The organism is Streptomyces ambofaciens ATCC 23877 (genome assembly GCF_001267885.1).
Classification (GTDB): Bacteria; Actinomycetota; Actinomycetes; order Streptomycetales; family Streptomycetaceae; genus Streptomyces; species Streptomyces ambofaciens.
Genome location: NZ_CP012382.1, coordinates 2,036,945 through 2,062,577, shown reverse-complemented (window position 1 = coordinate 2,062,577; position 25,633 = coordinate 2,036,945). Strand labels below are relative to the sequence as shown.

Here is a 25,633-nt window from a genome sequence, read left to right as displayed (position 1 = left end):
AGAGAGCAGACCGACAGCCATGGCTGAGGCTCAGAACATCCCCGTGGGGTCCACCACCGCGGGCCAGATCGCGGTGGCCGCCGAGTCGACCGTCGCCACGCGCATGAGCGCGCCCGCGTCCTTCGACGTGGCGGACTTCCCGGTCCCGCACGGCCGCGAGGAGGAGTGGCGGTTCACCCCGCTGGAGCGGCTGCGCGGGCTGCACGACGGCACCGCCGTCGCCACCGGCGACGGCGTGAAGGTCGACATCGACGCGCCCGAGGGCGTCGTCGTCGAGACCGTCGGCCGCGAGGACGCGCGCATCGGCCGGGCCGGGACCCCCGTGGACCGGGTCGCCGCCCAGGCCTACTCGGCGTTCGAGAAGGCCGGCGTGATCACCGTCCCCAAGGAGACGGTCCTCACCGAGCCGATCCGCATCGTCGTGCACGGCCAGGGCGGCACCGCCTACGCCCACCAGGTCGTCGAGCTGGGTGCCTTCGCCGAGGCCGTGGTCGTCATCGACCACACCGGTGACGCGGTCCTCGCCGCCAACGTCGACTACGTCCTGGGCGACGGTGCCAAGCTGACCGTCGTCTCCGTCCAGGACTGGGACGACAAGGCCGTGCACGTCGGCCAGCACAACGCGCTGATCGGCCGGGACGCGACCTTCAAGTCGTTCGTGGTCACCTTCGGCGGCGACCTGGTGCGGCTGCACCCCCGGGTCGCCTACGCCGGTCCCGGCGGCGAGGCCGAACTGTTCGGCCTGTACTTCACCGACCGGGGCCAGCACCAGGAGCACCGCCTCCTGGTCGACCACAACGTCCCGCACTGCAAGTCCAACGTCGTCTACAAGGGCGCGCTCCAGGGCGACGACGCGCACGCCGTCTGGATCGGCGACGTGCTCATCGAGGCCGCGGCCGAGGGCACCGACACCTACGAGATGAACCGCAACCTCGTCCTCACGGACGGCGCGCGGGTCGACTCGGTGCCGAACCTGGAGATCGAGACCGGCGAGATCGTCGGCGCCGGCCACGCCTCCGCGACCGGTCGCTTCGACGACGAGCAGCTCTTCTACCTGATGGCGCGCGGCATCCCCGAGCTCGACGCCCGCCGCCTGGTGGTCCACGGCTTCTTCGCCGAGCTGGTCCAGCAGATCGGTGTCCCGGACATCGAGGAGCGTCTGCTCGCCAAGATCGCGGAGGAGCTGGAGGCGTCGGTCGCATGACGTTCGTACGCGTCTGTGGAGCGGACGAGCTGGAGGAGGACACCCCGAAGCGGGTGGAACTCGACGGCACGCCGATCTCCGTCGTGCGGACCGAGGGCGAGGTGTTCGCGATCAACGACATCTGCTCGCACGCGAACGTCTCGCTCGCCGAGGGCGAGGTCGACGACTGCCACATCGAGTGCTGGCTGCACGGCTCGCGCTTCGACCTCCGGTCCGGCAAGCCCGACAGTCTTCCGGCGACGCGCCCCGTCCCCGTTTACCCCGTAAAGATCGAAGGGGACGACGTGCTCGTCTCCCTCACCCAGGAGTCCTGAGGCACCCATGGCAACGCTTGAAATCCGAGACCTGCACGTCACCGTCGAGGCCGACAACGCCACGAAGGAGATCCTCAAGGGCGTCGACCTCACCGTGAAGCAGGGCGAGACGCACGCCATCATGGGCCCGAACGGCTCCGGCAAGTCGACCCTCGCCTACTCCCTCGCGGGTCACCCCAAGTACACGATCACCAGCGGCACCGTCACCCTCGACGGCGAGGACGTCCTGGAGATGTCCGTCGACGAGCGCGCCCGCGCCGGCCTCTTCCTCGCCATGCAGTACCCGGTCGAGGTCCCCGGCGTCTCGGTCTCCAACTTCCTGCGCACCTCCGCCACCGCCGTCCGCGGCGAGGCCCCCAAGCTGCGCACCTGGGTGAAGGAGGTCAAGGAGGCCATGGAGCGCCTCAACATGGACCCCGCCTTCGCCGAGCGCAACGTCAACGAGGGCTTCTCCGGCGGTGAGAAGAAGCGGCACGAGATCCTGCAGCTGGAGCTGCTCAAGCCGAAGGTCGCGATCCTCGACGAGACCGACTCCGGCCTCGACGTCGACGCCCTGCGCGTCGTCTCCGAGGGCGTCAACCGCGTCCGCGAGACCGGCGAGGTCGGCACCCTGCTGATCACGCACTACACGCGCATCCTGCGCTACATCAAGCCCGACCACGTCCACGTCTTCGCGAACGGCCGCATCGCCGAGTCGGGCGGCCCCGAGCTGGCCGACAAGCTGGAGGCCGAGGGCTACGAGGCATACACGAAGGGTGGCGTATCCGCGTGACACAGCTGCCGGGCCTCCTCGACACCGAGGCGATCCGCAAGGACTTCCCCATCCTGGACCGCCAGATCCACGACGGCCGGAAGCTCGTCTACCTGGACAACGCGGCGACCTCGCAGAAGCCGCGTCAGGTCATCGACGCCCTCAGCGAGTACTACGAGCGCTACAACGCCAACGTCCACCGTGGCGTGCACGTCCTCGCCGAGGAGGCCACGGCGCTGTACGAGGGCGCACGCGACAAGGTCGCGGAGTTCATCAACGCGCCCTCGCGCGACGAGGTGATCTTCACCAAGAACGCCTCGGAGTCCCTCAACCTCGTGGCCAACATGCTGGGCTGGGCCGACGAGCCCTACCGCGTGGACCACGAGACCGAGATCGTCATCACGGAGATGGAGCACCACTCCAACATCGTGCCGTGGCAGCTGCTCGCGCAGCGCACCGGTGCGAAGCTCCGCTGGTTCGGCCTGACCGACGACGGCCGCCTCGACCTCTCGAACATCGAGGAGGTCATCACCGAGAAGACGAAGATCGTCTCCTTCGTGCTGGTCTCCAACATCCTGGGCACCCAGAACCCGGTCGAGGCCATCGTGCGCCGCGCCCAGGAGGTCGGCGCGCTCGTCTGCGTCGACGCCTCCCAGGCCGCACCGCACATGCCGCTGGACGTACAGGCCCTCCAGGCCGACTTCGTGGCCTTCACCGGCCACAAGATGTGCGGGCCGACCGGCATCGGCGTCCTGTGGGGCCGCCAGGAGCTGCTGGAGGACCTCCCGCCCTTCCTGGGCGGCGGCGAGATGATCGAGACGGTCTCGATGCACTCCTCGACGTACGCCCCGGCGCCGCACAAGTTCGAGGCGGGCACGCCCCCGATCGCGCAGGCGGTCGGTCTGGGCGCGGCCATCGACTACCTGCAGTCGATCGGCATGGACAAGATCTTCGCCCACGAGCACGCCCTCACCGAGTACGCGGTGAAGCGGTTCGCGGAAGTCCCCGACCTGCGCATCATCGGCCCCACCACGGCCGAGGAGCGCGGCGCGGCGATCAGCTTCACGCTCGGCGACATCCACCCGCACGACGTGGGCCAGGTCCTCGACGAGCAGGGCATCGCGGTCCGGGTCGGTCACCACTGCGCCCGCCCCGTGTGCCTGCGCTACGGAATTCCTGCGACCACGCGAGCGTCGTTCTATCTGTACTCCACGCCGGCCGAGATCGACGCACTGGTCGACGGTCTGGAGCACGTACGGAACTTCTTCGGCTGACGGGACGAGCGAAGAGCATGAAGCTGGACTCCATGTACCAGGAAGTCATCCTGGACCACTACAAGAACCCGCACGGGCGGGGCTTGCGGGAGGGCGACGCCGAGGTCCACCACGTCAACCCGACGTGCGGCGACGAGATCACGCTGCGCGTGAAGTACGACGGCACGACGATCAGCGACGTGTCGTACGAGGGCCAGGGCTGCTCGATCAGCCAGGCGAGCGCCTCCGTGCTGAACGACCTGCTGGTCGGCAAGGACCTCGCCCAGGCGCAGCGGATTCAGGAGACCTTCCTGGAGCTGATGCAGTCCAAGGGCAGGATCGAGCCCGACGACGCGATGGAGGAGGTCCTGGAGGACGCGGTCGCGTTCGCCGGGGTCTCGAAGTACCCGGCCCGGGTCAAGTGCGCCCTGCTGAGCTGGATGGCCTGGAAGGACGCGACGGCCCAGGCACTGGACGGCGCCGACGCCGAGAAGGAGACGACGGCATGAGTGAGACCGTGGAAATGAAGCCGGCCTCCGAGGAGGAGGTCCGCGAAGCCCTGCTGGACGTCGTGGACCCCGAGCTGGGCATCGACGTCGTCAACCTGGGCCTGATCTACGGCGTCCACATCGACGACGCCAACATCGCGACCATCGACATGACCCTGACGTCGGCGGCCTGTCCGCTGACGGACGTCATCGAGGACCAGGCCAAGTCCGCCACGGACGGCCTCGTCAACGAGCTGCGCATCAACTGGGTCTGGATGCCGCCGTGGGGCCCGGACAAGATCACGGACGACGGCCGCGAGCAGCTGCGCGCGCTCGGCTTCAACGTCTGAGACGCGACCCTCACGACGACGGCGGCACCCTTTCGGGTGCCGCCGTTCTCGCGTCCGCGGACGGTGTCGTTATGTACGCTCGTACACATGGGATACCTGCTCCTGGCCGGAGCCATCGCCGCCGAGGTCGCCGGCACCACCGCCATGAAGTACAGCGAGGGCTTCACCCGGCTCGTCCCCTCACTGCTGACGGCGCTCGCCTACGTCCTCTCCTTCACGCTGCTCGCCCAGACCCTGAAGACCCTCGCCGTCGGCACCGCGTACGCTATCTGGGCGGGCGTCGGCACGGCGGCCATCGCCGCCATCGGCGTGGTGTTCCTGGGGGAGGGGATGACCGCGGTGAAGGCCGCCGGCATCGCGCTGATCATCGTCGGGGTGGTCGTGCTGAACCTGGGCGGCGCGCACTGATGACCCGGCGCCACGACCCCGAGCGGCGCCGGCGGATCATCGACGCGGCGATCCGGGTGGTGGGGCGCAAGGGCATCGCCGGCCTGAGCCACCGTTCCGTGGCCGCCGAGGCGGACGTCCCGCTGGGCTCCACGACCTATCACTTCGCCACCCTCGACGAACTCCTCGTCGCCGCCCTCCGCCAGGCAGGCGAGGGCTTCGCCGCGGTGGTCGCCGCGCACCCGGCCCTGTCCGACCCCGACGCCGACCTGCCGGGAGAACTCGCCCGGGTCCTCGGCGAGTGGCTGGCGGGCGACCGCACGGGCGTGGAGCTGGAGTACGAGCTGTACCTGGCGGCCCTGCGCCGCCCCGCGCTGCGCCCGGTCGCGGCCGAGTGGGCGCAGGGCGTCGGCGCCCTCCTCACCGACCGCACGGACCCCGTCACGGCGCGGGCCCTGGTCGCCGTGCTGGACGGCATCTGCCTCCAGGTCCTGCTGACGGACACGCCGTACGACGAGGCGTACGCGAGGGAGGTCCTGGCACGGGTGATCCCTCCGGGCCGGTGACCGTGACCGGCGGCGTACGCCCCGCGGCGCCCGGCACGCGAGACGGCCACGGGGCCGACTCGCTTCGGCGGGCGGCTGCCGGTTAGGTTGCCCTCATGACCGACACGACTGCTCCCCGCACCACCGGCGCCGTGGCCGCCGGCCTCGCCACGATCGCCGCCGACGGCACCGTTCTCGACACCTGGTTCCCGGCGCCCGAACTGTCCGCCGAGCCCGGACCGTCCGGCACCGAGCGCCTCACCGCCGAACAGGCCGCAGAGCTCCTCGGCGGCGGCGCGACCGCCGCGGTCGGTCCGGACGCCCGCCGCGGCGTCGAGGTGGTCGCGGTCCGCACGGTCATCTCCTCGCTGGACGAGAAGCCGGTCGACACGCACGACGTCTACCTGCGTCTGCACCTGCTCTCCCACCGCCTGGTCCAGCCGCACGGCCAGAACCTGGACGGCATCTTCGCCCACCTCGCCAACGTCGCCTGGACCTCGCTCGGCCCGGTCGCCGTGGACGACCTGGAGAAGGTCCGCCTCAACGCCCGTGCCGAGGGCCTGCACCTCCAGGTGACCTCGGTCGACAAGTTCCCGCGCATGACGGACTACGTGGCCCCCAAGGGCGTCCGCATCGCCGACGCGGACCGCGTCCGCCTCGGCGCGCACCTCTCCGCGGGCACCACGGTCATGCACGAGGGCTTCGTCAACTTCAACGCCGGCACGCTCGGCACCTCGATGGTCGAGGGCCGCATCTCCGCCGGCGTCGTCGTCGGCGACGGCTCCGACATCGGCGGCGGCGCCTCCACCATGGGCACCCTCTCCGGCGGCGGCAACGTCCGCATCGTCATCGGCGAGCGCTGCCTGGTCGGCGCCGAGGCGGGCGTCGGCATCGCCCTCGGCGACGAGTGCGTGGTCGAGGCCGGCCTCTACGTCACCGCGGGCACCCGCGTGACGATGCCCGACGGCCAGGTCGTCAAGGCCCGCGAGCTCTCCGGCGCCTCGAACATCCTCTTCCGCCGCAACTCGGTCACGGGCACCGTCGAGGCCCGCCCGAACAACGCGGTGTGGGGCGGCCTGAACGAGATCCTGCACAGCCACAACTGACCGGCCGCAGCCGGTCCGTGACGGTCGAGTCGCCCCCGTGGCGGTGCCCTGCCGGGCCCGCCGCGGGGGCGCTCAGCGTTTCCCCGGTTGCCCCGGATGCGGTAACCGCCCGGGACGCCCCGGGCCACATAACGTCTTCTGCTCACCTGCTCACCTGCTCACCTGCTCACCTGCTCACCTGCTCACCGCGCGACCGTAGACGGCCGGGGTGGTGTCCCGCAGGCGGAAAAGCGGCGCGTGCTTCGAGCGCCCCCCGCACGTACGGATGATCTCCCGTGTCCTCGCGGGGGTCCCGGCGGATGAACGGGTGGACGCAGGGTCCGATCAGAAGCCGATCCGACGAAACGAGGGCCTGGTATGACGAACGAGCGGGCGAGGACCGTGGCGCGTTGGCTGGCCGGGGCGAGCGCTGCGGTACTGGTGTGCTGGGCCCCGGCGGGGGCCGCGCACGCCGACGAGACCACCACGGGCTCGCACAACGGCCCCCGGGTCGGCCTCCTCAACGTCAACGTGGGACAGATCGACGACCCGGCGGAGGACGTGCTGGAACACACGCTGCTGCTCGGGGACGGTTACACCTGGAGCTGACCGGTGCGGGCGACCAGCTGCTCGTAGGCAGCGAGGAGCCGGTCGGCGGTGGGCCGGTCCGCGGGCCGCAGCGGAGCCCGGACCGGCCCCGCGGGCAGGCCGAGCGCCCCGAGGAGGGCCTTGGCCGTGACCGTCCCGGGCAGGCCCCCCGCCATGACGGCCTCGACGAGGGGGATCGCCCTCCGCTGGAGCAGGGCGGCCCGCCCCGTGTCCCCCGCGTCGAAGGCGTCGAGGACGGCCCGGAACAGTTCCGGTACGACGTTCGCGACCGTGCTGACGTACCCCCTCGCCCCGACCGCGTACAGGGCGAGGACCTGCTCGTCGCACCCGGCGTAGTACGCCAGGTCGGTGCGGGACAGGACGCTCTGGGTGCCGAGGAGGTCGTAGGAGCAGTCCTTGACGGCGACGATCCGTGGATGCCCGGCGAGGCGCACGAGGGTGTCGGGTTCGATGCGGGTGCCGGTGCGGCCCGGGATGTCGTACAGCACGAGCGGCAGTCCGCAGGCGTCCGCGACCTCCCGGAAGTGTTCCTCCAGGGCGTCCTGCGGGGGCCTGCTGTAGTACGGCGCGACCACCAGCAGGCCGTCCGCGCCCGCCTTCTCCGCGGCCCGCGCCAGCTCCACGGTGTGCCGGGTGTCCGCCGTGCCCACCCCGGCGACGAGCGCCGCCCGGTCCCCGACGGCCTCCCGCACCGCCGTGATCAGCGCCGCCTTCTCGGCGTCCGTGGTGGTCGGCGACTCGCCCGTGGTGCCGGACAGCACCAGTCCGTCGCAACCCCGCGCCACCAGCCGGTCGGCGAGCCGCTGGGCGCCGTCGAGGTCGAGGGCGCCCGCCTCGGTGAAGGGCGTGACCATGGCGCACAGGGCGCGGCCGAAGGGGGGAGGGGCCAGGCGGTCGGCTGTCGTCATGGGAGTAGTCTCGGCGCCCTGATCGTGTAGCTCCACTTAATTCTTCTACGAGGTACCTCTAAGGAATGCTGCGCGGTCGGGCGTCCGAGAGCGAGGGGGTAGCGCCGGGCGGCGGGGGTACCCGGGTGGCTCCGAACCGAGAGGAGGCGGGACCGTGACCGGGACCATGCACACCAGGCCAGTGCACGACGAGCACCACTCCGTGGGCGAACTCGTCGGTCAGGCCACCGAACAGCTCTCCCGGCTCGTGCGCCAGGAAGTGGCCCTCGCCAAGATGGAGCTGGCCGAGAAGGGCAAGCGCGTCGGGCGCGGCGGCGGCATGCTGGGCGCCGCGGGAGCCATCGCGTACGTCGGCCTGATCGCCCTGGCCGGCACGGGTGTCGCCGCGCTCTCGCTGGTGCTGCCCGTCTGGGCCGCGGCGCTCATCGTGACGGCGGTGCTCTTCGTGATCGCCGGCGTGCTGGCCATGACCGGCCGCGCCCAGCTCCGCCGCGCCGCACCGCCCAAGCCCGAGGAGACCCTCGGCAGCGTCAGGACCGACGTGGATGTGATCAGGGAAAGGGCGCATCGATGACCGACGCGACGAGCGGGGACGGCACCAGGGCCGGTTCCACCGCGCAGCCGACCGGCGGGGCCAAGGGGCCCGACGAGCTGCGAAGGCAGATCGAGCAGACCCGCAGCGAACTCGGCGACACCGTGGAGGAGCTGGCGGGCAGGGCGGACGTGAAGGGCCGTGCCAAGGCCCGGGCCGCCGACCTCAGGGACAAGGCCGGTGCCATGACCGTTCAGCTGCGCAGTTCCGCCGCGCAGGCCGGGCACACCGTGCAGCACAGGGCGAGCCGCGCCGGTCACTCGGCGCAGGAGAAGGCGAGCCGCGCCGGACACACCGCACAGGAGAAGGCCGGACAGGCCGGCTACGCCGTGCAGGGCAAGGCGGGTCAGGCCGGGCACGCCGCGGAGCGACGGGTGCCGGGCCGGGCGCGCGGTGCGGTCGAGGCGGGGCGCAGGCACCCCCGCGCGGTGCTGGTCGCCGCGGCGGCGGCGGGCGCGGTGGTCGCGGCGGGCGTGCTGCGGCGCCGGCGCCACGGGCCCTGCTGAGGGCGGCGCGACGAGGGGCCTCCCGACGGGAGGCCCCTCTCGCGCGTCCGCGGAGGGAGGGCGCTTGACCTCGACCTTGGTCGAGGCCGGAGGGTGGTGCGCGCACCCGATGCACCCGCATCCGAGGACCACCGATCACCGGAGGCCGGCATGACCCGCCGTACCGACGCACACCCCGATCTCGTCCGTTCCGACGTCCGGGCACCCTTCTTCAGCACCTGGAGCGTGCGCACCCCCGAACGGCAGCGGCAGACCGTGGACGCCATCGCCCGCACCTGGGAGAGCCGCCCCTGGCCCGCCGAGGATCTGATGGCCTATCACGTCTACACCGGCCACGACGGCAGCACGCTGCTGCACCACTCGCAGTGGGCGAGCGAGGGGGCGTACGAGTCCTTCGTGAAGACGCACCGGCAGGAACGCGTCGACGAGATCGACACCGCCGTGCCGGGCATCGAGCGGCTGTGGCTCGGCCGGTACCGGCGGTACCGCAGCCTCGTCCGGGACGAGGGCACCGCGGCCGCCCCGGGCTGCGTCGTCATCGTCGACGTGGAGTTCGAGAGCCCCGACCCGCAGCGTCAGCGTGACTGGGTGGACGCCGTCGTCGAGGCACTGGAGAACGAGCCGCGGCCGCACCCCGGTGGTGTCTCCGCCCACTTCCACCTCAGCACCGACGGCACCCGCGTCCTCAACTACGCGGAGTGGGAGAGCGCCCAGGCCCACCTCGACGCCCTCGCCCCTCCGGGCACGGGCGTCGGCTCGCCGACGGCGCGGTGGGAGCGGGTACAGCACTGGCCGGGCCTCAAGGGCAGCACTGTCGAACGCTACGACCACGCCCTCGGCCTCGTGCCCCGCTGAACCCGCCCCCGCAAGCCCGGTCAGGGACGGAACCGCAGTACCTGCGGGTCGTGGTCGCTGACCTGGTCGTGGAACTCGGCGTTGACGTGCACGCTGTCGTACGACAGCCGCCCGGCCCACCGGACGGACGGGCTGACCAGGATCTGGTCCAGGACCTGGCTGTTGCCCTGGTACACGTACGAGTAACGCTCACCGCGCGGCAGCGACTTGACCGCCGACCACAGGGCGCCGCCGTCCTCCAGGATGCGGGTGGTCCGCGAGAACTCGAAGTCGTTGATGTCGCCGAGGGCGATGACGTCCGCGTTCTTCTGGACGGCGAGGACCTCCTTGACGAAGGTGTTCACGGCCGCCGCCTGGAGGTGGCGCTGGGTCTCCGAACCGCGGGACGGCGGCTGGTACTGGGAGGTCAGCCCCTGGTCGCCGCCCTTGGAGTTGAAGTGGTTGGCGACCACCACGACCGTCCGGCCGCGGAAGACGAACTCGCCGGCCAGCGGCTTGCGGCTGTTCGCCCAGGCCGGGTTCGCCGGGTCGACGCGGCCGGGGGAGTGGGTGAGCGCCGCCCTGCCGCGCACCTTCGTCACCCCGGTCGGGGTGGTCGCGTCGCCGGCCCCCCGGTCGGTGAAGGAGACGCGCTCCGGGTTGAACAGGAACGCCTGGCGGATGTTGCCGCCGGGCTCGCCGCCGTCCGCCTTGTCGACCGGGTCGATGCCGCGCCATTCGTAGCGCGGGCCGCCGGCCGCGGCGATGGCGTCGATCAGCTTGCCGACCGTCGCGCCGGCGGTGACCGTGCCGTCGTCCGTGGCGCCGTTGTCGTCCTGGATCTCCTCCAGGGACACGATGTCCGGCGACTTCAGGTGGTGCACGATCGCCTCGGCGTGTGCGGCGAAGGTGTCGTCGGACGGGTCGAGGTTCTCGACGTTGTACGTCGCCACCGCCAGTTCGCGGCTGCTCTGCGCACGCGTGGACTCGCGCTCCAGGCCCCCGCTCTCCAGGGAGCCGAGCTGACTCGCGACCAGCGTGTAGCCGCCGTACTGGTTGTAGTCCAGCGGGCCCGCGGTGGTGCCGGCCAGGGTGTCGCCGACGTTGGCGTCGGGGAAGTCGGCCGGCTTGCCCAGGGACTGGATCTGGAGCCGGCCGGTGTTCTGCGCGTCGTAGGAGCCGTAGACCGTGCCGCCGCGGCGGTTGGCGTTCTCCCACGGCTTCACCGTGACCCAGAGCTCGGTGTACGGGTCGGAGGCGCCGACCACGCGGGCGTCCGCGACCCGGACGTTCATGCCCTCCAGGGACTCGTACAGGTCCAGCGCGTACCGCGCCGGCCGCAGGGTCAGCCCGCCCACCGAGCCGCCCGCTTCCTCGTCGCCCTCGGGGGCGTACGCGCGCGGTACGGACCGGGCGGAGACGGTCGTCGCGGCCGGAACCGCGTTGCCGCTGGAGACCACGGTGAACGTCGGGCGGGTGATCTCGGTCAGCGACTGGTTGCCGGAGGACGTGCCGCCGGGGACGTACTCCGTGACGGTGCCGGAGACGGTGACCGCGTCACCGACGGCGACCTTCGGGACGGAGTTGGTGAAGACGAAGACGCCCTCGCTGGTGGCCGGGTCGGCGTCCGGCCGCGGATCCTGGATCCAGAAGCCTCTGGAGCCGTAGCCGCGGACGCCGGTGACGATTCCGGCCACGTCCGTGACCTGCCGGCCCGCGTACGGCGACTGGCGGGTGCTGCCCTGGATGTCGTGGACGCGGACGGAGTCGGCGTGCGCGGGCGAGGTGAGTACGACGGTGGACGTCACCGAGCAGACGGCGGCGACGGTGAGCGCGGCGAGGCGCGCCGAGGACTTGCTGGCCAACGGGATCCCTCCGGGGACGTGACAGAGCGCCGGGACGAGGGTGGGACGTGGGGCGCGAGGGGCCACAGGGCGCACGTGGACCTGAGTGAACACTTGTCCCCCCGCTTTCTACGCGCGTCAATCTCCTGCCTGGGAAAGCCGGTTGTCAAGGTTTCGGCCATGTACCGCACCCGTCGGGGAGATGAACCGGGCGGCATGGGTGGAAACCCGTCTAGGCTGAGCGGCTGAGCCGTACGGCGCCCGGATGGCCGTACGGCCGTCGAGGCGCGGTCGCACGGCCGCCCAGGCGCGCGAGGAGAAAACAGGCGATGTCAGACAGCTCCACCCTGCCGCCCGCACGGCTGCGTCCCGAAGCAGAGCTGGCGGGCGACGCGCTGTCCACGCCGGTGCTCGCCCGGGCTGCGCGGCTGGCCCGCTGGGCCGGCCCGGACACCCGTGTCGACGCCGGGGGCGGGCTCGTCGAGGAGCAGGTGCCGGCGGCGGCCGAGGAGCTCGGACTGACCGGCGACGACGCCGCGGCCCACGTGAGCGAGGCCTGGCGGACCGCCGTGGACACCGGGCTCGTCGAGATCACCGACGAGGAGGCGGGCACCGTCACGCAGGGCGAGGACCTCGCCCTGCTCACCGGCGGCTCGCCGCAGGACGTGCTCGGGGTGTGGCTCACCGCCCTGGAGGCGGTGCTCGCCGACGCGAGCGTGCCCGACCTCGACGACCTGGTCGACGCGATGGCCGAGGGCGGCGAGGTCGACCTGTCGTCCCTCGACTGGGACCCGGAGGCCGAGGCCGAGTTCCTCGACGGTGTGCTCGGCAACCTCTACCTGCTCGCCGTCGGCGAGGACGGCCCGGGCGACACACCGGTGCCGCTGCCCGCGCTGGCCGCCTCCGTCATCGTGCCCAGCGACATGGGTGAGCCCACCAACGACGTGCTGGAGCAGGTGTCCGACGCGATGATGCGGCTGGACGACCGGTTCCGGCTGCTGGAGCCCATCGGCCTCGTGGCGTACCAGCCGGTCGACGAGGCGCTGATGGCCGACGCGGACGAGGAGCCCGCGGCACCCGTCGACGAGACCGACGTCGCCCGCTACGGCATGGTGCGGCTCACCCCGCTCGGACTGTACGGACTGCGCACCCGGCTCCTGGAGGCCGGCTTCGACGCGCCCGCCGTCGGCGACCTCTCCGACAAGGGCGCCGACGCGCTGCTCGACGGCACGGCCTCCTTCCCGCCGGCCGCGGCGCACGCCGAGACCGAACTGTGGCTGGCCGGCCGCAGCCCGCTCACCGCGGCCCGTGAACTGCTCGCGGCTGCACGGGGCTCCGACCCCGGCGCGCCCCTGCGCCGTCTGCGCTGCCAGCAGGCCCTGTCGCTGGTCGGCACCGAGGCGGAGCCCGCGCTGCGGGAGGTCCTCGACGACGCCGAGCTGGGCGGTCTGGCCCGGGTCTGGCTGACCGAGCACGGCGCCCGGGACGTCCCGGCCCCGCCGCCGGAGATGGTCTTCTGGCTGACCATCGACACCGTGGCCGCACAGCTCGCGGCCGAGGGCAACTCCGAGGAGCTGCGCGCCCTCGTGGAGGGTCTGGCGCGGCAGCACAGCGGCTTCTTCGACACCGTCTGGCGGGTGGACCACCCGGCCACGCCGGACGTCCTGGAGGCGATGGGGCGGCTGCACCCCGACAAGAAGATCGCCAAGGAGGCCCGCAAGGCCGCCTTCAAGGCACGCTCCCAGCACGGCGGCTGACCACGCGGGTCCTGACGGAGAGCCGCCCGCGGGGCGGGCACCTCGGCACCGTGCGGGCCTCCCGCTCCCGGCGGGTCCTCTCCGGGCGGCTGCACCGGTGCACTGCGGTGGGGCGGTCGCCCGGCGCCCCCGCGCGTTCCGGCGGACGGCGCCGGGAGAGGTCGCCCCCAGTTCAACTCTCGTTCAGGCACGGGCGGGTTCCCCGTTCAGGCGGGGGCGCGACCGTGACGCCGAACCCGAGGTCCGCCACCCTCCACGGCACGTCCACCGTCACAGGAGACACCATGTCGCTCACCCGCAGGGACTTCGCCGGCCGATCCGCGCTCACCGGCGCCGGGGTCGTGCTGGCGGGCAGCGTCGGCGCCCTCGCCACCGCCCCGAACGCCCTCGCGTCCACCGACACCGAGCGCGCGGGGGAGGAGCACGGAGCAGGCCGCGGACACGGCCACGACCACGGCGTCGGCTACGGACCGCTGGTCCCCGACCCGGACGGCATCCTCGCCCTGCCCGAGGGCTTCCGCTACGAGATCGTCACCTACTGCGGCCGGACCAGGCTGGAGTCGGGCGAGTACACCCCCTCCAACCACGACGGCACCGCCACCTTCGAGGGTCCGCGCGGCACCACCCTCCTCGTCAACAACCACGAACTCGGCGGCCACCGCGACGACTGGCCGCACCCCGTCCCGCTCACCGAGGGCCTCGTCTACGACCCGGCCGCCGCCGGCGGCTGCACGGTCGTCGAGGTCCGCCGCGGCGGACACGTCGCCGAATGGGTCGGCATCGCCGGCACGGCCACCAACTGCGCGGGCGGCAGCACCCCGTGGGGCACCTGGCTGACCTGCGAGGAGACCGAGGACAAGGCCGGCGAGGAGGGGATGACCAAGGACCACGGCTACGTCTTCGAGGTCGACCCCGAGGACCGCCGCGCCAACCGGGACCCGAAGCCGATCAAGGCGCTGGGCCGCTACGCCCACGAGGCCGTCGTCGTCGACCCCAAGCGCGGTCACCTCTACCTCACCGAGGACGCCTCCGGCCCCAACGGCCTCTTCTACCGCTGGGCGCCGCCGGAGGGCTTCCGGCACGGCCGCGGCCGGCTGCGCACCCTCGCCGACGACGCCGGGGTCCTCCAGGCCTTCAAGTGCTTCGACTCCGGCGGCAAGTTCGTCGACGACCTCTCCCGCGCGACGAGGACCGGGACGGTCTACGGCGTGGACTGGGTCGACGTCCCCGACCGCGACGCGCGGACCACCTCCGTCCGCAAGCAGTTCACCGCCGGACAGGTCACCCGCGCCCGCAAACTGGAGGGCATGTGGTGGGCGGACGGCGGCGCGTACATCGTCTCCTCCTACGCCCGTGACGAGAGCCCCGGCCGCCCGCACGACGGCCAGGTCTGGTTCTACGACCCCAAGCGCCGCACCCTCACCCTGAAGGTCCTCCTCGGCGTCAATGCCGACCCGTCGGCCGACGGCGCCTTCGACGGCCCGGACAACATCACCGTCTCCCCGTACGGCGGCCTCGTCATCGCCGAGGACGGCGACGGCGTCCAGCACCTGTTCGGCGCCACCGACAGCGGCCGCACGTACCCCATCGCGCGCAATGACCTCAACATCGGATCGGAGGAGGAGCCCGAGTACAGCGAATTCACCGGTGTCACCTTCTCGCCCGACGGAAAGACCCTTTACGCCAACATCCAGGACCCGGGCATCATGCTCGCCATCACCGGGCCGTGGAAGCGGCAGAAGCGCCGGTAGTTAATTCGCTCGCCCGAGCGGTGGCCGCCCTTTTAGAGTGATGCACGTCCAGGTGCGAAGGCAGGACCTACTTCCACTGATAATGGGGCGGCCACGGGTTCGAGTCCCGTCACCGGCACCACGCGCCGGTGTAGCTCAGGGGTGAGAGCACCTTGTCGGTTCCGCCGACCTGAACTCTGGACACCAGAACGTCATGCACCTCCCGGTGCGTGGGCCGCGGCTACTTCGTGCCATCGAAAGAGACGCCGCAGCCGTATGGATCTCGGGAGGCGCTACAGACGGTGGTGCCCGGTGCGCAGGCAGCGGATACTTCTGGATCGGATCCCGAAAGGGGTGCGGGTTCGAATCCCGTCGTCGGCTCCGGGCCGACGTGGTGAAAACGGAAGACACGTCCGACTTTCTCCGCCGCCGATCCCGACCTCGGGCACCCTCCTTCTGGCGCGCCTTCCACCGAAAGGAATTCGGGGGAATTCACGATGGCGCGTTTCAACACCAGGACGGCGAAGGCGCGGCCCACCTCGCGGGTGACGTCGACGGGCCGCGTACTGCGCACCTACGAGGGCGGCCGGGGCCGCGAGCGCGACCCGCGCTCGGAACTCTTCCTCCTGGCGGTCACCGACTTCGTGTCCCAGCAGACGTTCTACGAGACCGGCGCGGCCCGCGACGACCGCTTCACCGAGCTGGTGCGCGAGCTCGCCGTCGCCGACCCGTCCTGGACGGCCGGTCTGCTCGGCTGGCTGCGCGGTGAGGGCAACCTGCGCACCGCCTCGATCGTCGGAGCCGCCGAGTACGTCAAGGCCCGCCTCGACGCCGGCGCCACCGACGGTCCCGCCAACCGGCAGGTCGTCGCCTCCGTCCTCCAGCGGCCCGACGAGCCCGGCGAGCTGCTCGCCTACTGGACGGCGACGTACGGCCGTGCCGTGCCCAAGCCGGTCAAGCGGGGGATCGCCGACGCCGTGCGGCGGCTCTACCACGGCAGGTCGCTCCTGAAGTACGACTCCGCGGCCAAGGGCTACCGTTTCGGCGACATCCTCAACCTGGTGCACGCGGCGCCGGATCCGGACAAGCCGTGGCAGGGCGAACTGTTCCAGTACGCGCTCGACCGCAGGTACCACCCGGACAGCGCGGTGCCGCCCGCCTCGAACGGTGTCCTGACCGCGCACCGCGAGCTGATGGCGTTGCCCGTCGAGCAGCGGCGGGCGGTCGTCACCGCGCCCGACGGCGCCGAACGGCTCGCGGCGGCGGGCATCACCTGGGAGATGCTGGCGGGCTGGCTCCAGGGGCCGATGGACAAGGCGGCCTGGGAGTCCGTGATCCCGTCCATGGGGGCGATGGCTCTGACCCGCAACCTGCGCAATTTCGACGAGGCCGGCGTCTCGGACGAGGTCGCGGCCCGGGTGGCGGCGCGGATCAGCGACCCGGAGCAGGTGGCGCGCTCGCGGCAGTTCCCCTTCCGCTACCTCGCCGCGTACCGGCACGCGCCCTCGCTGCGCTGGTCCTACCCGCTGGAGCAGGCGCTCGGCCACTCGCTCGCCAACGTGCCCGCGCTGCCCGGCCGGACGCTGGTCCTCGTGGACCGCTCGGGCTCGATGTTCTACTCGCGGCTGTCGGACCGCTCGGAACTCAACCGGGCCGACGCGGCGGCGGTCTTCGGCACGGCGCTCGCGCTGCGGGCGGCCGACGCGGACCTCGTCGAGTTCGGTACGTCGAGCAACCGTGTGGAGTACCGCAAGGGCGAGTCGGTGCTGAAGGTCCTGGAGCGCTTCGGCGACCTGGGCGGCACCGACACGACCGAGGCGGTCCGGCGGCACTACCGCAAGCACGACCGGGTGCTGATCGTCACCGACGAGCAGTACGCGTACCACCGGCACGGCGACCCGACCGAGCAGGTTCCGGAGCGCGTCCCGGTCTACACCTGGAACCTCGCCGGGTACCGGGCGGGCCACGGCCCGTCCGGCAAGGACAACCGGCACGCCTTCGGCGGGCTCTCGGACGCCGCCTTCCGGATGGTTCCCCTGCTGGAGGCGGCCCGGGACGCCGACTGGCCCTGGGCGGCCTGAGCCGGCCGCGGGCCCGCGCCCTCGTCGGGGGCCGCGGGCCCCTGGCCGCGGGCGCCGCGCGGTAGGGTGCGCCGAAGGTTGCCTGGTGGCGGGGAGTGACGGTATGGCGCAGGTCAGGCCCATGCGTGCGGATGCCCGGCGCAACCGTGAGCGGCTGCTCGTGGTGGCGGCTCAGGCCTTCGCCGAGCACGGTGAGGGCGCCTCGCTGGACGACATCGCCAGGCGCGCGGGGGTCGGCGTCGGCACGCTGTACCGGCACTTCCCGACCCGGCAGGCGCTGCTGGAGGCCGCCTACCTGGAGCGGATCGAGGCGATCGCGGCCCGAGCGGACGTGATAGCGGCGGAGCTGGCGCCGGGCGAGGCCCTGTTCGCGTGGCTCGACGAACTCGCCGCCGGGATGCTGGAGGTGCGGGGACTCAGGGCGCTGCTGGGGACGGCCGTCACGGAGGACGGCCCCGCGGCGGACCGGGCGTGCGGCGACTGTGTGCGGGGCGCGGTGACGCGGCTGGTCGGGGCCGCGCGGGACGAGGGCACGCTGCGCGGGGACGTCGAGCCGATCGAGGTGCTGCGGCTGGTGCACGGGGTGGCGACGGCCGCCGAGTCGGCGGAGGCGCAGGACGGGGCCGTCCGCCGGTACCTGTCGTTGGTGTGGGGCGGCTTGCGGGCGTAGGAGGCTCCCCGCACCGGGAGCCTCCCGCGCCCGGAGCTCACAGGGCCTGGGCCGACGGCTTCACCATGCCCCGGACCGTGCGGGACTTCACGAAGTCGCCCATCGCGGTCATCTCCCACTCGCCCGAGTACTGACGGATGAGCTTCGCCATCATCACGCCGGTCTGCGGCTCGGCGCCGGTGAGGTCGAAGCGGACCAGCTCCTCGCCGCTCGCGGCGTCGATGAGGCGGCAGTAGGCCTTGGCGACCTCGGTGAACTTCTGGCCGGAGAACGAGTTGACCGTGAAGACCAGGCCGCTGACCTCCTGCGGGAGCCGGCCGAGGTCGACGACGATGACCTCGTCGTCGCCGCCGCCCTCACCGGTGAGATTGTCACCGGAGTGCTTGATCGCGCCGCCCACGATCGAGAGCTTGCCGAAGTAGCAGCTGTCGATGTGGTTGCGCTGCGGACCGTAGGCGATGACCGACGCGTCCAGGTCGATGTCCTTGCCGCGGAACGCGGGCTCCCAGCCGAGGCCCATCTTGACCTGGCTGAGCACCGGGCGCCCGCCCTTGACCAGGGAGACGGTCTGGTTCTTCTGGAGGCTGACCCGGCCCTTGTCGAGGTTGATCTTGCCGGCGCCCGGGGCGGGGGCCGGCGGGGCGGCCGGTGCCGCGGGGGGCGCGGCGGGCATCGTCGGCGCGGCGGCGGGCGGGGGCGGGGTGACCGCCTGGGACCGCTGCGGTGCCGGCGGTGCGGCGGGCTGGGCGGCGGGGGCGGCCGGCTCCTCCACGCTCACGCCGAAGTCCGTCGCGATGCCGGCGAGCCCGTTGGCGTAGCCCTGGCCGACCGCGCGGGCCTTCCAGGCGCCGTTGCGCAGGTAGACCTCCACGATCACCAGTGCGGTCTCGGTGCCGAGCTGCGGGGGCGTGAAGGTGGCGAGGACGGAGTTGTCGTCCGCGTTGCGGATGGTGGCGGTGGGCTCGATGCCCTGGAAGGACTGGCCGGCGGCGTCCGGGCTGGCGGTGACGACGATCTTCTCGATGCCCGGCGGGACGGCGGCCGTGTCGACCACGATCGCGTCCGGGGCGGAGCCGCCGCCGGAGCGGTAGGTCACGCCCTGCCCGGTGGGCTGGTTGTAGAAGATGAAGTCGTCGTCGGAGCGCACCTTGCCGTCGGCGGTGAGCAGCAGGCCCGATACGTCGAGCCGCACGGGCGCGGCGACGTCCACCGTCACGCGGGCGGCGGAGAGGGGGATGTTCGAGCCGGGGGTCATAGCTGTCATGCCGGGTGAACGAGCGAGGCCGTTTTACCGTTCCCTTACCCGGGGGCCAATCGGGTCGCAGGCCCGGGCGGGATGGGGTGGCGGGCCCAGTGGGTCTCGCCCCGCCGCCCCTTCCCGTCCCGGGGACTGCCGCCCCCACCGCCTCCTCCCAGGGGGCTGCCGCCCCCACCGCCTCCTCCCCGGGGGCTGCCGCCCCCACCGCCTCTTCCCCGGGGGCTGCCGCCCCGGACCCCCTTCGGTGCTACGGCACGACCACGATCTTCCTGCCCACCCCCGCCGCGAACTGCTCCAGTGCCTCGGGGTAGCGGTCCAGTGCGATGCGGTCGCTGATGAAGACGTCGGGGTCCAGGACGCCGTTCGCGAAGAGTTCCGCCGCGCGTTCGTAGCTGTGCAGGACCGCCATCGAGCCGGTGATGGTGATCTCCTGGTTGTAGATCCGGTACGGGTCGATCTGCACCCGCGTCGCGTAGTCGGCGACGCCGAACTGGAGGAAGGTGCCCGCCTTGGAGACCCGGTCCAGGCCGTCCTGGATCGCCGCGGCGTTGCCGGTCGCGTCGATGACGAGGTCCCAGCCCTGCGGGCGGTCCAGCTCGTCCGGGGTGGCGGCGGCTCCCGTGACGCCGAGCGTGCGGGCCGTCTCCAGCCGGGCCGGGTTGAGGTCCACCACGTCCACGCCGGCGGCGCCGGTGCGCTTGGCCAGCTCCAGCATCATCAGGCCCATCGTGCCGGAGCCGTAGATCAGGACGTGGGCGCCGAGGCGGGACTGGAGGACGTCGTAGCCGCGGACCGCGCAGGACAGGGGCTCGATCAGGGCCGCGTCCTGGGTGCGGACGTGCTCGGGGAGCTTCACGCAGTTCGCCACCGGTGCCACCGCGTACTGCGCCGCGCCGCCCGCCGTCGTCACGCCGATCGCCGCCCAGCGTTCGCAGAGGTTGTTGTGGCCGGTCCGGCAGTAGCGGCACTCGTGGCAGTAGAGGGACGGGTCCACCGCGACCCGGTCGCCGACCGCCACCTCGGTGACCTGGGCGCCGACGCCGACCACCGCGCCGGCGAACTCGTGGCCCGGCACGATGGGGAGCTCGGGCGCGAACTCGCCCTGGAGGATGTGCAGGTCGGTGCCGCACAGGCCGCAGGCGGCGACCTCCACGACGACCTCGCGCGGCCCTGGCGTCGGATCCGGGACCTCGGTGACGACGGCACGGCCCACGGACTCGATGACGGCGGCCTTCATTTCACGGCTCCAAGCGACAGGCCCTGGACCAGTTTGTCCTGGGCGGCGAACCCCGCGGCGAGCACCGGCAGGGAGATGACGAGCGACGCGGCGCACACCTTGGCCAGGAAGAGGCCCTGGCTGGTGATGAAGCCGGTCAGGAAGACGGGGGCGGTCTCGGCGACCACACCCGTCAGCACCCGGGCGAAAAGCAGCTCGTTCCAGCTGAAGATGAAGCAGATCAGCGAGGTCGCGGCGATGCCGGGGAGGGCGATCGGGGCGACCACCCGGGTCAGGACCGTCGGCAGCCGCGCGCCGTCCACCCGGGCCGCCTCGATGATCGCGACCGGGACCTCGGCCAGGAAGGACTGCATCATCCAGACCGCGATCGGCAGGTTCATGGAGGTGTAGAGGATGACCAGCAGCCAGATGTTGTCCAGCAGGTCCGTGTTCTTGGCGAACAGGTAGACCGGCAGCAGGCCGGCCACGACCGGCAGCATCTTGGTGGAGAGGAAGAAGAACAGGACGTCCGTCCACTTCTTCACCGGGCGGATGGACAGGGCGTAGGCGGCGGGGAGGGCGAGGACCAGGACGAGGAGGGTCGAGGCGATCGACGCCACGGCCGAGTTGGCCAGCGCCGGCCAGGGGCTGGCGCCGCCGTCCGCGCCGAAGAACTCGCGGTAGCCGTCCAGGGTCAGGGAGGCGGCGAAGGAGGGCGGGTTGGTGGCGGCGTCCTCCTCCGAGTGGAAGGAGGTGAGCGCCATCCACGCGATGGGCAGGAAGAAGACGATCCCGGCCAGCCAGGCCACCAGGCCCAGCCCGGCGCCCGCCTTGCGGCGGGCCCGCCCGGTCTCGGTGCGTACGGCGGCGGGTCGTGCGGCGGTGGCGCTCATGCGCGGCCGGCCTCCTCTCGGAACAGGGACGACACCACGCGCAGCGCGAAGGTGGCGATGATGATCGAGCCGATGACGACCAGGACGCCCGCGGCCGAGGCGAGGCCGTTCTCGTGGGCCTGGTAGAAGCTCTGGTAGACGGTGTAGGGCAGGTTGGCCGTGCCCAGGCCGCCGGACGTGAGGGTGAAGACCGCGTCGAAGTTCTGGACGATGTAGATCGAGCCGAGCAGGGCGCCCAGTTCCAGGTAGCGGCGCAGGTGGGGGAGGGTGAGGTGGACGAAGATCTGCCAGTCGCTCGCGCCGTCCACCCGGGCGGCCTCGATCTGCTGCTGGTCCCGGCTCTGCAGCCCGGCCAGCAGGATGAGCATCATGAAGGGCGTCCACTGCCACACCAGCGCGGCCTCGACCGCGAGCAGCGGGGTGTTCGAGATCCAGTCCGGCTGCGGGCCGCCGACGTAGTGCAGCAGGCCGTTCAGCAGGCCGTACTCGGGGTTGTAGAGGACGTGCTTCCACAACAGGGCCGCGGCCACCGGGACGACCAGGAACGGGGCGATCAGCAGGGTGCGGACCACGCCCCGGCCCTTGAATCTGCGGTCCAGCAGCAGGGCGAGGGCGAGGCCAAGGACCAGGCTGGCCAGGACCACCGCGACCGTCAGCAGGATCGTCGTCCACACCGACCCGCGCAGGTCGGCGTCGCCGAGGACGTCGCCGTAGTTGGCGAAGCCGGTGAAGCGGCGGGCGTCCGGATAGAGGGAGTTCCAGTCGAAGAAGGAGATCACCAGGGTCGCCACGAAGGGCAGCTGGGTGACCGCGATCATGAAGATCAGCGCGGGGAGGAGCGGCGCGCGGGTGGCCCAGGCCTTCAGCCGGGGGGACGGCGGGCGGACGGGGGCGGGGGCGTGGTCGGGTGCGGCCGAGGGGGCCGTGGTCGTGGCGGTCATCGTCCCTCGTACTCCTCGGAGATCTTCTCGGCGAGCTGCTGGGACTTCTCGAGGGCCTCCTCGACGGACTGCCGTCCGGCGATGGCCGCGCTGATCTCCTGGGAGACCTTGGTGCCGAGGTCGGTGAACTCGGGGATGCCGACGAACTGGATGCCGGGTGCGGGCCGCGGCTGCACCCCGGGGTCCTTGGGTTTCGCGCCCTCGATGGCCTCCCGGGTCATCTCCTGGAAGGCGGCGGCCTCCTTGCGGTAGGCCGGGTTCTCGTACGTCGAGGCGCGTTTGCCGGCCGGCACGTCGGACCAGCCGATCTCGTCGCCGACGAGCTGCTCGTACTCCTTGCTCGACGCCCAGGAGACGAACTTCCAGGCCTTGTCGGTGTTGCGGGAGGCCTTCTGGATGCCCCACGCCCAGGTGTAGAGCCAGCCGGAGGTGTCCGTCTTCTCCACGGGGGCCGGGGCGTAGCCGACCTTGCCCTTGACCGGGGACTGGGCGGCGTCCAGGGACCCGGCGGCGGAGGTGGCGTCGTACCACATGGCGACCTTGCCCTGGGTCATGTTGTTCAGGCACTCGGCGAAGCCGGACTGGGCGGCGCCGGACTGGCCGTGCTCGCGGACCAGGTCGACGTAGAACTTCGTCGCCTTCTCCCACTCGGGCGAGTCGAGCCGCGCCTGCCAGCCCTGGTCGAACCAGGTGCCGCCGAAGGTGTTCACGACCGTCGTCAGGGGCGCCATCAGCTCGCCCCAGCCGGGCAGGCCGCGCAGGCAGATGCCCTTCATGCCGGGCTCGGAGCCGTCGAGTTCCTCGGCGAAGGAGGCCACCTGGGTCCAGGTGGGGTGCTCGGGCATGGTCAGGCCCGCCTTGGCGAACAGGTCCTTGCGGTACATCAGGAAGGACGACTCGCCGTAGAAGGGCTGGCCGTAGAGCTTGCCGTCGTCGCCGGTGAGGGACTCGCGCATCGGCCCGAGGATGTCCTTCTCGTCGTACGCCGGGTCCTTGGCGACGTAGGAGTCCATCTCGTGCAGCCAGTCGTTGCGGGCGTAGATCGGTATCTCGTAGTTCGACAGGGTGGCGGCGTCGTACTGGCCGGCCTGGTTGGCGAAGTCCTGGCTGATCTTGTCGCGGACGTCGTTCTCCGGCAGGACGGTGAAGTTCACCTTGATGCCGGTCTCCGCGGTGAAGTGGTCCGCGGTGAGCTTCTGCAACGCGACCATCTGCGGGTTGTTGACCATCAGGACGTTGATGGCGTCACCGCCTGACCCCGCCCCGCCCGCCCCGACCCAGCAGCCGGAGAGCAGCGGGGCGAGCAGCGTCCCTGCGGCGGCCGTGGCGAGTGTGGCTCGCGGCCTCCGTCGGCTCTGGGTTCGCATGGATCGCTCCTGAACATATGGGGAGGTATGGGGCAGTGGAGGGCGTGCGGGTGCCCGGTGGGGACGAGGGCCGGTGGACCGGGGCCTCAGACGCGGACGACCTGCGGCCCGAGCAGCGAGTAGCGGTGGGCCTCGGCCGTGGGCAGCAGGGTGCTGGTGACGATCGTGTCCAGGGCGCCGACGTCCGCGAACCGGCAGAAGCTGACCGCCCCGAACTTGGTGTGCGTGCCCGCGAACACGGTGCGGCGGGCGGCGCGGATCGCCTGGGCCTTGACCTCGCTGACCGCCGGGTCGGGGGTGGTGAGGCCGTGTTCGCGGGAGATGCCGTTGGCGCCGATGTACGCCAGGTCGATGACGAAGCCGGCCAGCATCTTCGTCGTCCAGTGGTCGACGGTGGCGAGGGTGCCCGAGCGGACCCGCCCGCCGAGCAGCAGGACGGAGGTGTCGCCGGTCTCGGCGAGGGCGCCCGCGACCGGAAGGGACGCGGTGACCACGGTCAGCGGCCGGTCGCGGGGCAGGGCCTCGGCGATGAGCCGGGGGGTGAAGCCCTCGTCGACGAAGACCGTCTCCGCGTCGCCGAGCAGCTCGGCCGCCGCGGCGGCGATCCGGCGCTTCTCGGGCACGTGGCTGGTGGCGCGGAAGGCGAGCGTGGTCTCGAAGCCGGCGCTCTCCACGGGGTAGGCGCCGCCGTGGGTGCGGCGGACCAGACCGTGGTCCTCCAGGGCGCGCAGGTCCCGTCGTACGGTCTCCTTCGCGACGCCCAGGTCGGCCGCGAGCGCGGTGACGTCGACCGAGCCGGTGGCGCGGGCGATCCGCACGATCTCGCGCTGGCGTTCCTCCGCCGTCCTCGTGCTCATGCCGAACACCTGCCTCACCGCCTCGTCGCCGTGTCCCTGCCCGTTCGGGCCCGTCGGACCCATGGGGGAAGTTCTACAGCGGCCGTGCGGCACTGACCAGGCCTGTTGCGGACCCGATACTGCCCGATCGTGCCCGTTCCGGTCGCCGGGCGCCCGTCGCGGACCTGGAACGCAGCGGGCCGGGAAGTGGGAACGGGCGGCGCGGGTGCCCGAATGCGGCGGCGGGCGGGCCCGTTCGGTGCCCGCCCGCCTGGTGATCGACCGGTTCCGGTCAGTACGGCCAGATCGGGGGGTCGGTCACGAAGTGGCCGCCCAGGCGGGCGTGCGCCGGGTCGTCCGGGTCGAGATCGCCCTGTTCGGCGATGAGCCTGGCGGCGTACGGCTCGGAGTCGTCCTGCGGCCGGTAGCCGAGCGCCCGCGCGGAGGTGAGGTCCCACCACAGGCGGGTGTTGGCGGACGAGCCGTGGACGACGGTGTGCCCGACGTCCTCGGCGGTGAGGGCGGCGTGGAAGAGGCGGGCGCCGTCGGCGGGGCTCATCCACACCGAGAGCATGCGCACGCTGGTCGGCTCGGGGAAGCAGGAGCCGATGCGCACGGAGACGGTCTCGATCCCGTGCTTGTCCCAGTAGAGCTGGGCGAGGTCCTCGCCGAAGCACTTGGACAGGCCGTAGAAGGTGTCCGGGCGGCGCGGGGTCTCGACGGGGATGAGCGGGTCGCTCCCCCTGGGGCGCGGGGTGTAGCCGACGGCGTGGTTGGAGGAGGCGAAGACGATGCGGCCGACGCCCTCCTCGCGGGCGGCCTCGTAGAGGTGGTAGGTCCCCTCGATGTTCGCCTTCAGGATCTTCTCGAAGGGGGCTTCCAGGGAGATGCCCGCCAGGTGGATGATCGCGTCGACGCCCCGGACCGCCTCCCTCAGGGCCGCCCGGTCGGCGAGGTCGGCGACGATCGCGTCCGGCTCGCCCTCGATGGGGCGCAGGTCGAGCAGGCGCAGCTCGTAGCCGAAGGCGGGGAGCAGGTTCCGCATCAGGGTGCCGAGGCCGCCGGCGGCGCCGGTGAGCAGAACGGTGCGGGGAGCGGGCATCCTCGGGGCTCCTAGGTCTCCTGTGGATCTCCTGGACCGGCAGCCGTACGCATGAGCGGCTGGCGTTCATATGCGTGGACACGCTAAGGAACCCGTGGTCAGCCGTCAAGGG

At 72.1% G+C, this 25,633-nt stretch carries 26 protein-coding genes and 1 tRNA gene; 18 read left to right on the top strand and 9 right to left on the bottom strand.

Annotated features, from left to right (window positions below; genetic code table 11):
* Positions 1-19 precede the first annotated feature (19 nt).
* The 10 genes from sufD (at position 20) to SAM23877_RS09280 (ending at position 6,986) form a co-directional block, all read left to right on the top strand.
* Positions 20-1,204 (top strand): Fe-S cluster assembly protein SufD, encoded by a 1,185-nt coding sequence (gene sufD / locus SAM23877_RS09325; RefSeq protein ID WP_053128859.1) that lies wholly within the window; start codon positions 20-22, stop codon positions 1,202-1,204.
* The gene (locus SAM23877_RS09320) at positions 1,201-1,518 is read left to right on the top strand and encodes a non-heme iron oxygenase ferredoxin subunit (RefSeq protein ID WP_053128856.1); all 318 of its coding nucleotides are present in this window, start codon (positions 1,201-1,203) and stop codon (positions 1,516-1,518) included. Before sufD ends, SAM23877_RS09320 begins: the two co-directional genes overlap by 4 nt.
* 7 nt (positions 1,519-1,525) lie before the next feature.
* Positions 1,526-2,290, top strand: coding sequence for a Fe-S cluster assembly ATPase SufC (gene sufC / locus SAM23877_RS09315; RefSeq protein ID WP_053128855.1), 765 nt, complete (start codon positions 1,526-1,528; stop codon positions 2,288-2,290).
* Entirely contained in the window at positions 2,287-3,543 is a 1,257-nt protein-coding gene (locus SAM23877_RS09310) for a cysteine desulfurase (RefSeq protein WP_053128852.1), read from the top strand. The genes sufC and SAM23877_RS09310 overlap by 4 nt, the downstream gene beginning before the upstream one ends.
* 17 nt (positions 3,544-3,560) lie before the next feature.
* On the top strand, positions 3,561-4,031 hold the full coding sequence (gene sufU, locus SAM23877_RS09305) for a Fe-S cluster assembly sulfur transfer protein SufU (protein WP_053128850.1): 471 nt from the start codon (positions 3,561-3,563) through the stop codon (positions 4,029-4,031).
* The gene (locus SAM23877_RS09300) at positions 4,028-4,360 is read left to right on the top strand and encodes a metal-sulfur cluster assembly factor (RefSeq protein WP_007448279.1); all 333 of its coding nucleotides are present in this window, start codon (positions 4,028-4,030) and stop codon (positions 4,358-4,360) included. The genes sufU and SAM23877_RS09300 overlap by 4 nt, the downstream gene beginning before the upstream one ends.
* Positions 4,361-4,447: 87 nt before the next feature.
* Positions 4,448-4,768 (top strand): DMT family transporter, encoded by a 321-nt coding sequence (locus tag SAM23877_RS09295; RefSeq protein ID WP_053128849.1) that lies wholly within the window; start codon positions 4,448-4,450, stop codon positions 4,766-4,768.
* Entirely contained in the window at positions 4,768-5,313 is a 546-nt protein-coding gene (locus tag SAM23877_RS09290) for a TetR/AcrR family transcriptional regulator (RefSeq protein ID WP_053128847.1), read from the top strand. Before SAM23877_RS09295 ends, SAM23877_RS09290 begins: the two co-directional genes overlap by 1 nt.
* A gap of 95 nt (positions 5,314-5,408) precedes the next feature.
* Complete coding sequence (gene dapD / locus SAM23877_RS09285; protein WP_053128845.1) at positions 5,409-6,398, top strand: 2,3,4,5-tetrahydropyridine-2,6-dicarboxylate N-succinyltransferase; 990 nt, start codon at positions 5,409-5,411, stop codon at positions 6,396-6,398.
* A 357-nt stretch (positions 6,399-6,755) separates the two neighbouring features.
* Complete coding sequence (locus tag SAM23877_RS09280) at positions 6,756-6,986, top strand: hypothetical protein (protein WP_053128842.1); 231 nt, start codon at positions 6,756-6,758, stop codon at positions 6,984-6,986.
* Here the strand turns inward: SAM23877_RS09280 and dapA are convergent.
* Positions 6,971-7,894, bottom strand: a complete 924-nt coding sequence (gene dapA, locus SAM23877_RS09275; protein WP_053128835.1) for a 4-hydroxy-tetrahydrodipicolinate synthase — start codon at positions 7,892-7,894, stop codon at positions 6,971-6,973. The two genes, SAM23877_RS09280 and dapA, sit on opposite strands and share 16 nt — an antisense overlap.
* Before the next feature lie 154 nt (positions 7,895-8,048).
* Between dapA and SAM23877_RS09270 the strand changes: the two genes are divergently transcribed.
* From SAM23877_RS09270 to SAM23877_RS09260, 3 genes are all read left to right on the top strand, one after another.
* Positions 8,049-8,468 carry a phage holin family protein gene (locus tag SAM23877_RS09270; RefSeq protein WP_053128833.1) on the top strand — a complete coding sequence of 140 codons (420 nt, stop codon included), beginning with the start codon at positions 8,049-8,051 and terminating at the stop codon, positions 8,466-8,468.
* Positions 8,465-8,992 carry a DUF3618 domain-containing protein gene (locus SAM23877_RS09265; RefSeq protein ID WP_053128831.1) on the top strand — a complete coding sequence of 176 codons (528 nt, stop codon included), beginning with the start codon at positions 8,465-8,467 and terminating at the stop codon, positions 8,990-8,992. Before SAM23877_RS09270 ends, SAM23877_RS09265 begins: the two co-directional genes overlap by 4 nt.
* Positions 8,993-9,142: 150 nt before the next feature.
* Positions 9,143-9,847 carry an antibiotic biosynthesis monooxygenase gene (locus tag SAM23877_RS09260; RefSeq protein WP_053128829.1) on the top strand — a complete coding sequence of 235 codons (705 nt, stop codon included), beginning with the start codon at positions 9,143-9,145 and terminating at the stop codon, positions 9,845-9,847.
* 20 nt (positions 9,848-9,867) lie between these two features.
* On the opposite strand, the gene SAM23877_RS09255 is transcribed toward SAM23877_RS09260, so the two are convergent.
* Positions 9,868-11,691: an endonuclease/exonuclease/phosphatase family protein gene (locus SAM23877_RS09255; protein WP_053128827.1), complete on the bottom strand. Its 1,824-nt coding sequence runs from the start codon at positions 11,689-11,691 to the stop codon at positions 9,868-9,870.
* A gap of 308 nt (positions 11,692-11,999) precedes the next feature.
* On the opposite strand from SAM23877_RS09255, the gene SAM23877_RS09250 reads away from it, so the two are divergent.
* The 5 genes from SAM23877_RS09250 (at position 12,000) to SAM23877_RS09235 (ending at position 17,908) form a co-directional block, all read left to right on the top strand.
* Positions 12,000-13,427: a hypothetical protein gene (locus tag SAM23877_RS09250; protein WP_053128825.1), complete on the top strand. Its 1,428-nt coding sequence runs from the start codon at positions 12,000-12,002 to the stop codon at positions 13,425-13,427.
* Positions 13,428-13,711: 284 nt separating this feature from the next.
* A complete protein-coding gene (locus SAM23877_RS09245; RefSeq protein WP_053128822.1) occupies positions 13,712-15,178 on the top strand; it encodes a PhoX family protein in 1,467 nt (488 codons plus the stop codon).
* Positions 15,171-15,299 (top strand) — tRNA-OTHER (locus tag SAM23877_RS39635). The genes SAM23877_RS09245 and SAM23877_RS39635 overlap by 8 nt, the downstream gene beginning before the upstream one ends.
* Positions 15,300-15,654: 355 nt before the next feature.
* Entirely contained in the window at positions 15,655-17,238 is a 1,584-nt protein-coding gene (locus SAM23877_RS09240; RefSeq protein WP_053128820.1) for a TROVE domain-containing protein, read from the top strand.
* 103 nt (positions 17,239-17,341) lie between these two features.
* Positions 17,342-17,908 (top strand): TetR/AcrR family transcriptional regulator, encoded by a 567-nt coding sequence (locus tag SAM23877_RS09235; protein WP_053128818.1) that lies wholly within the window; start codon positions 17,342-17,344, stop codon positions 17,906-17,908.
* Positions 17,909-17,945: 37 nt separating this feature from the next.
* On the opposite strand, the gene SAM23877_RS09230 is transcribed toward SAM23877_RS09235, so the two are convergent.
* From SAM23877_RS09230 to SAM23877_RS09200, 7 genes are all read right to left on the bottom strand, one after another.
* Positions 17,946-19,163, bottom strand: coding sequence for a TerD family protein (locus SAM23877_RS09230; RefSeq protein WP_079030104.1), 1,218 nt, complete (start codon positions 19,161-19,163; stop codon positions 17,946-17,948).
* 250 nt (positions 19,164-19,413) lie between these two features.
* The gene (locus SAM23877_RS09225; RefSeq protein ID WP_053128808.1) at positions 19,414-20,403 is read right to left on the bottom strand and encodes a zinc-dependent alcohol dehydrogenase family protein; all 990 of its coding nucleotides are present in this window, start codon (positions 20,401-20,403) and stop codon (positions 19,414-19,416) included.
* Complete coding sequence (locus SAM23877_RS09220; RefSeq protein ID WP_079030103.1) at positions 20,400-21,275, bottom strand: carbohydrate ABC transporter permease; 876 nt, start codon at positions 21,273-21,275, stop codon at positions 20,400-20,402. Before SAM23877_RS09220 ends, SAM23877_RS09225 begins: the two co-directional genes overlap by 4 nt.
* Positions 21,272-22,216, bottom strand: coding sequence for a carbohydrate ABC transporter permease (locus SAM23877_RS09215; RefSeq protein WP_053128805.1), 945 nt, complete (start codon positions 22,214-22,216; stop codon positions 21,272-21,274). Before SAM23877_RS09215 ends, SAM23877_RS09220 begins: the two co-directional genes overlap by 4 nt.
* A complete protein-coding gene (locus SAM23877_RS09210) occupies positions 22,213-23,583 on the bottom strand; it encodes an ABC transporter substrate-binding protein (RefSeq protein ID WP_053128801.1) in 1,371 nt (456 codons plus the stop codon). Before SAM23877_RS09210 ends, SAM23877_RS09215 begins: the two co-directional genes overlap by 4 nt.
* 86 nt (positions 23,584-23,669) lie before the next feature.
* Complete coding sequence (locus SAM23877_RS09205; RefSeq protein WP_053142316.1) at positions 23,670-24,440, bottom strand: DeoR/GlpR family DNA-binding transcription regulator; 771 nt, start codon at positions 24,438-24,440, stop codon at positions 23,670-23,672.
* 271 nt (positions 24,441-24,711) lie between these two features.
* Positions 24,712-25,521 carry an NAD-dependent epimerase/dehydratase family protein gene (locus SAM23877_RS09200; protein WP_053128798.1) on the bottom strand — a complete coding sequence of 270 codons (810 nt, stop codon included), beginning with the start codon at positions 25,519-25,521 and terminating at the stop codon, positions 24,712-24,714.
* Positions 25,522-25,633: the final 112 nt, after the last annotated feature.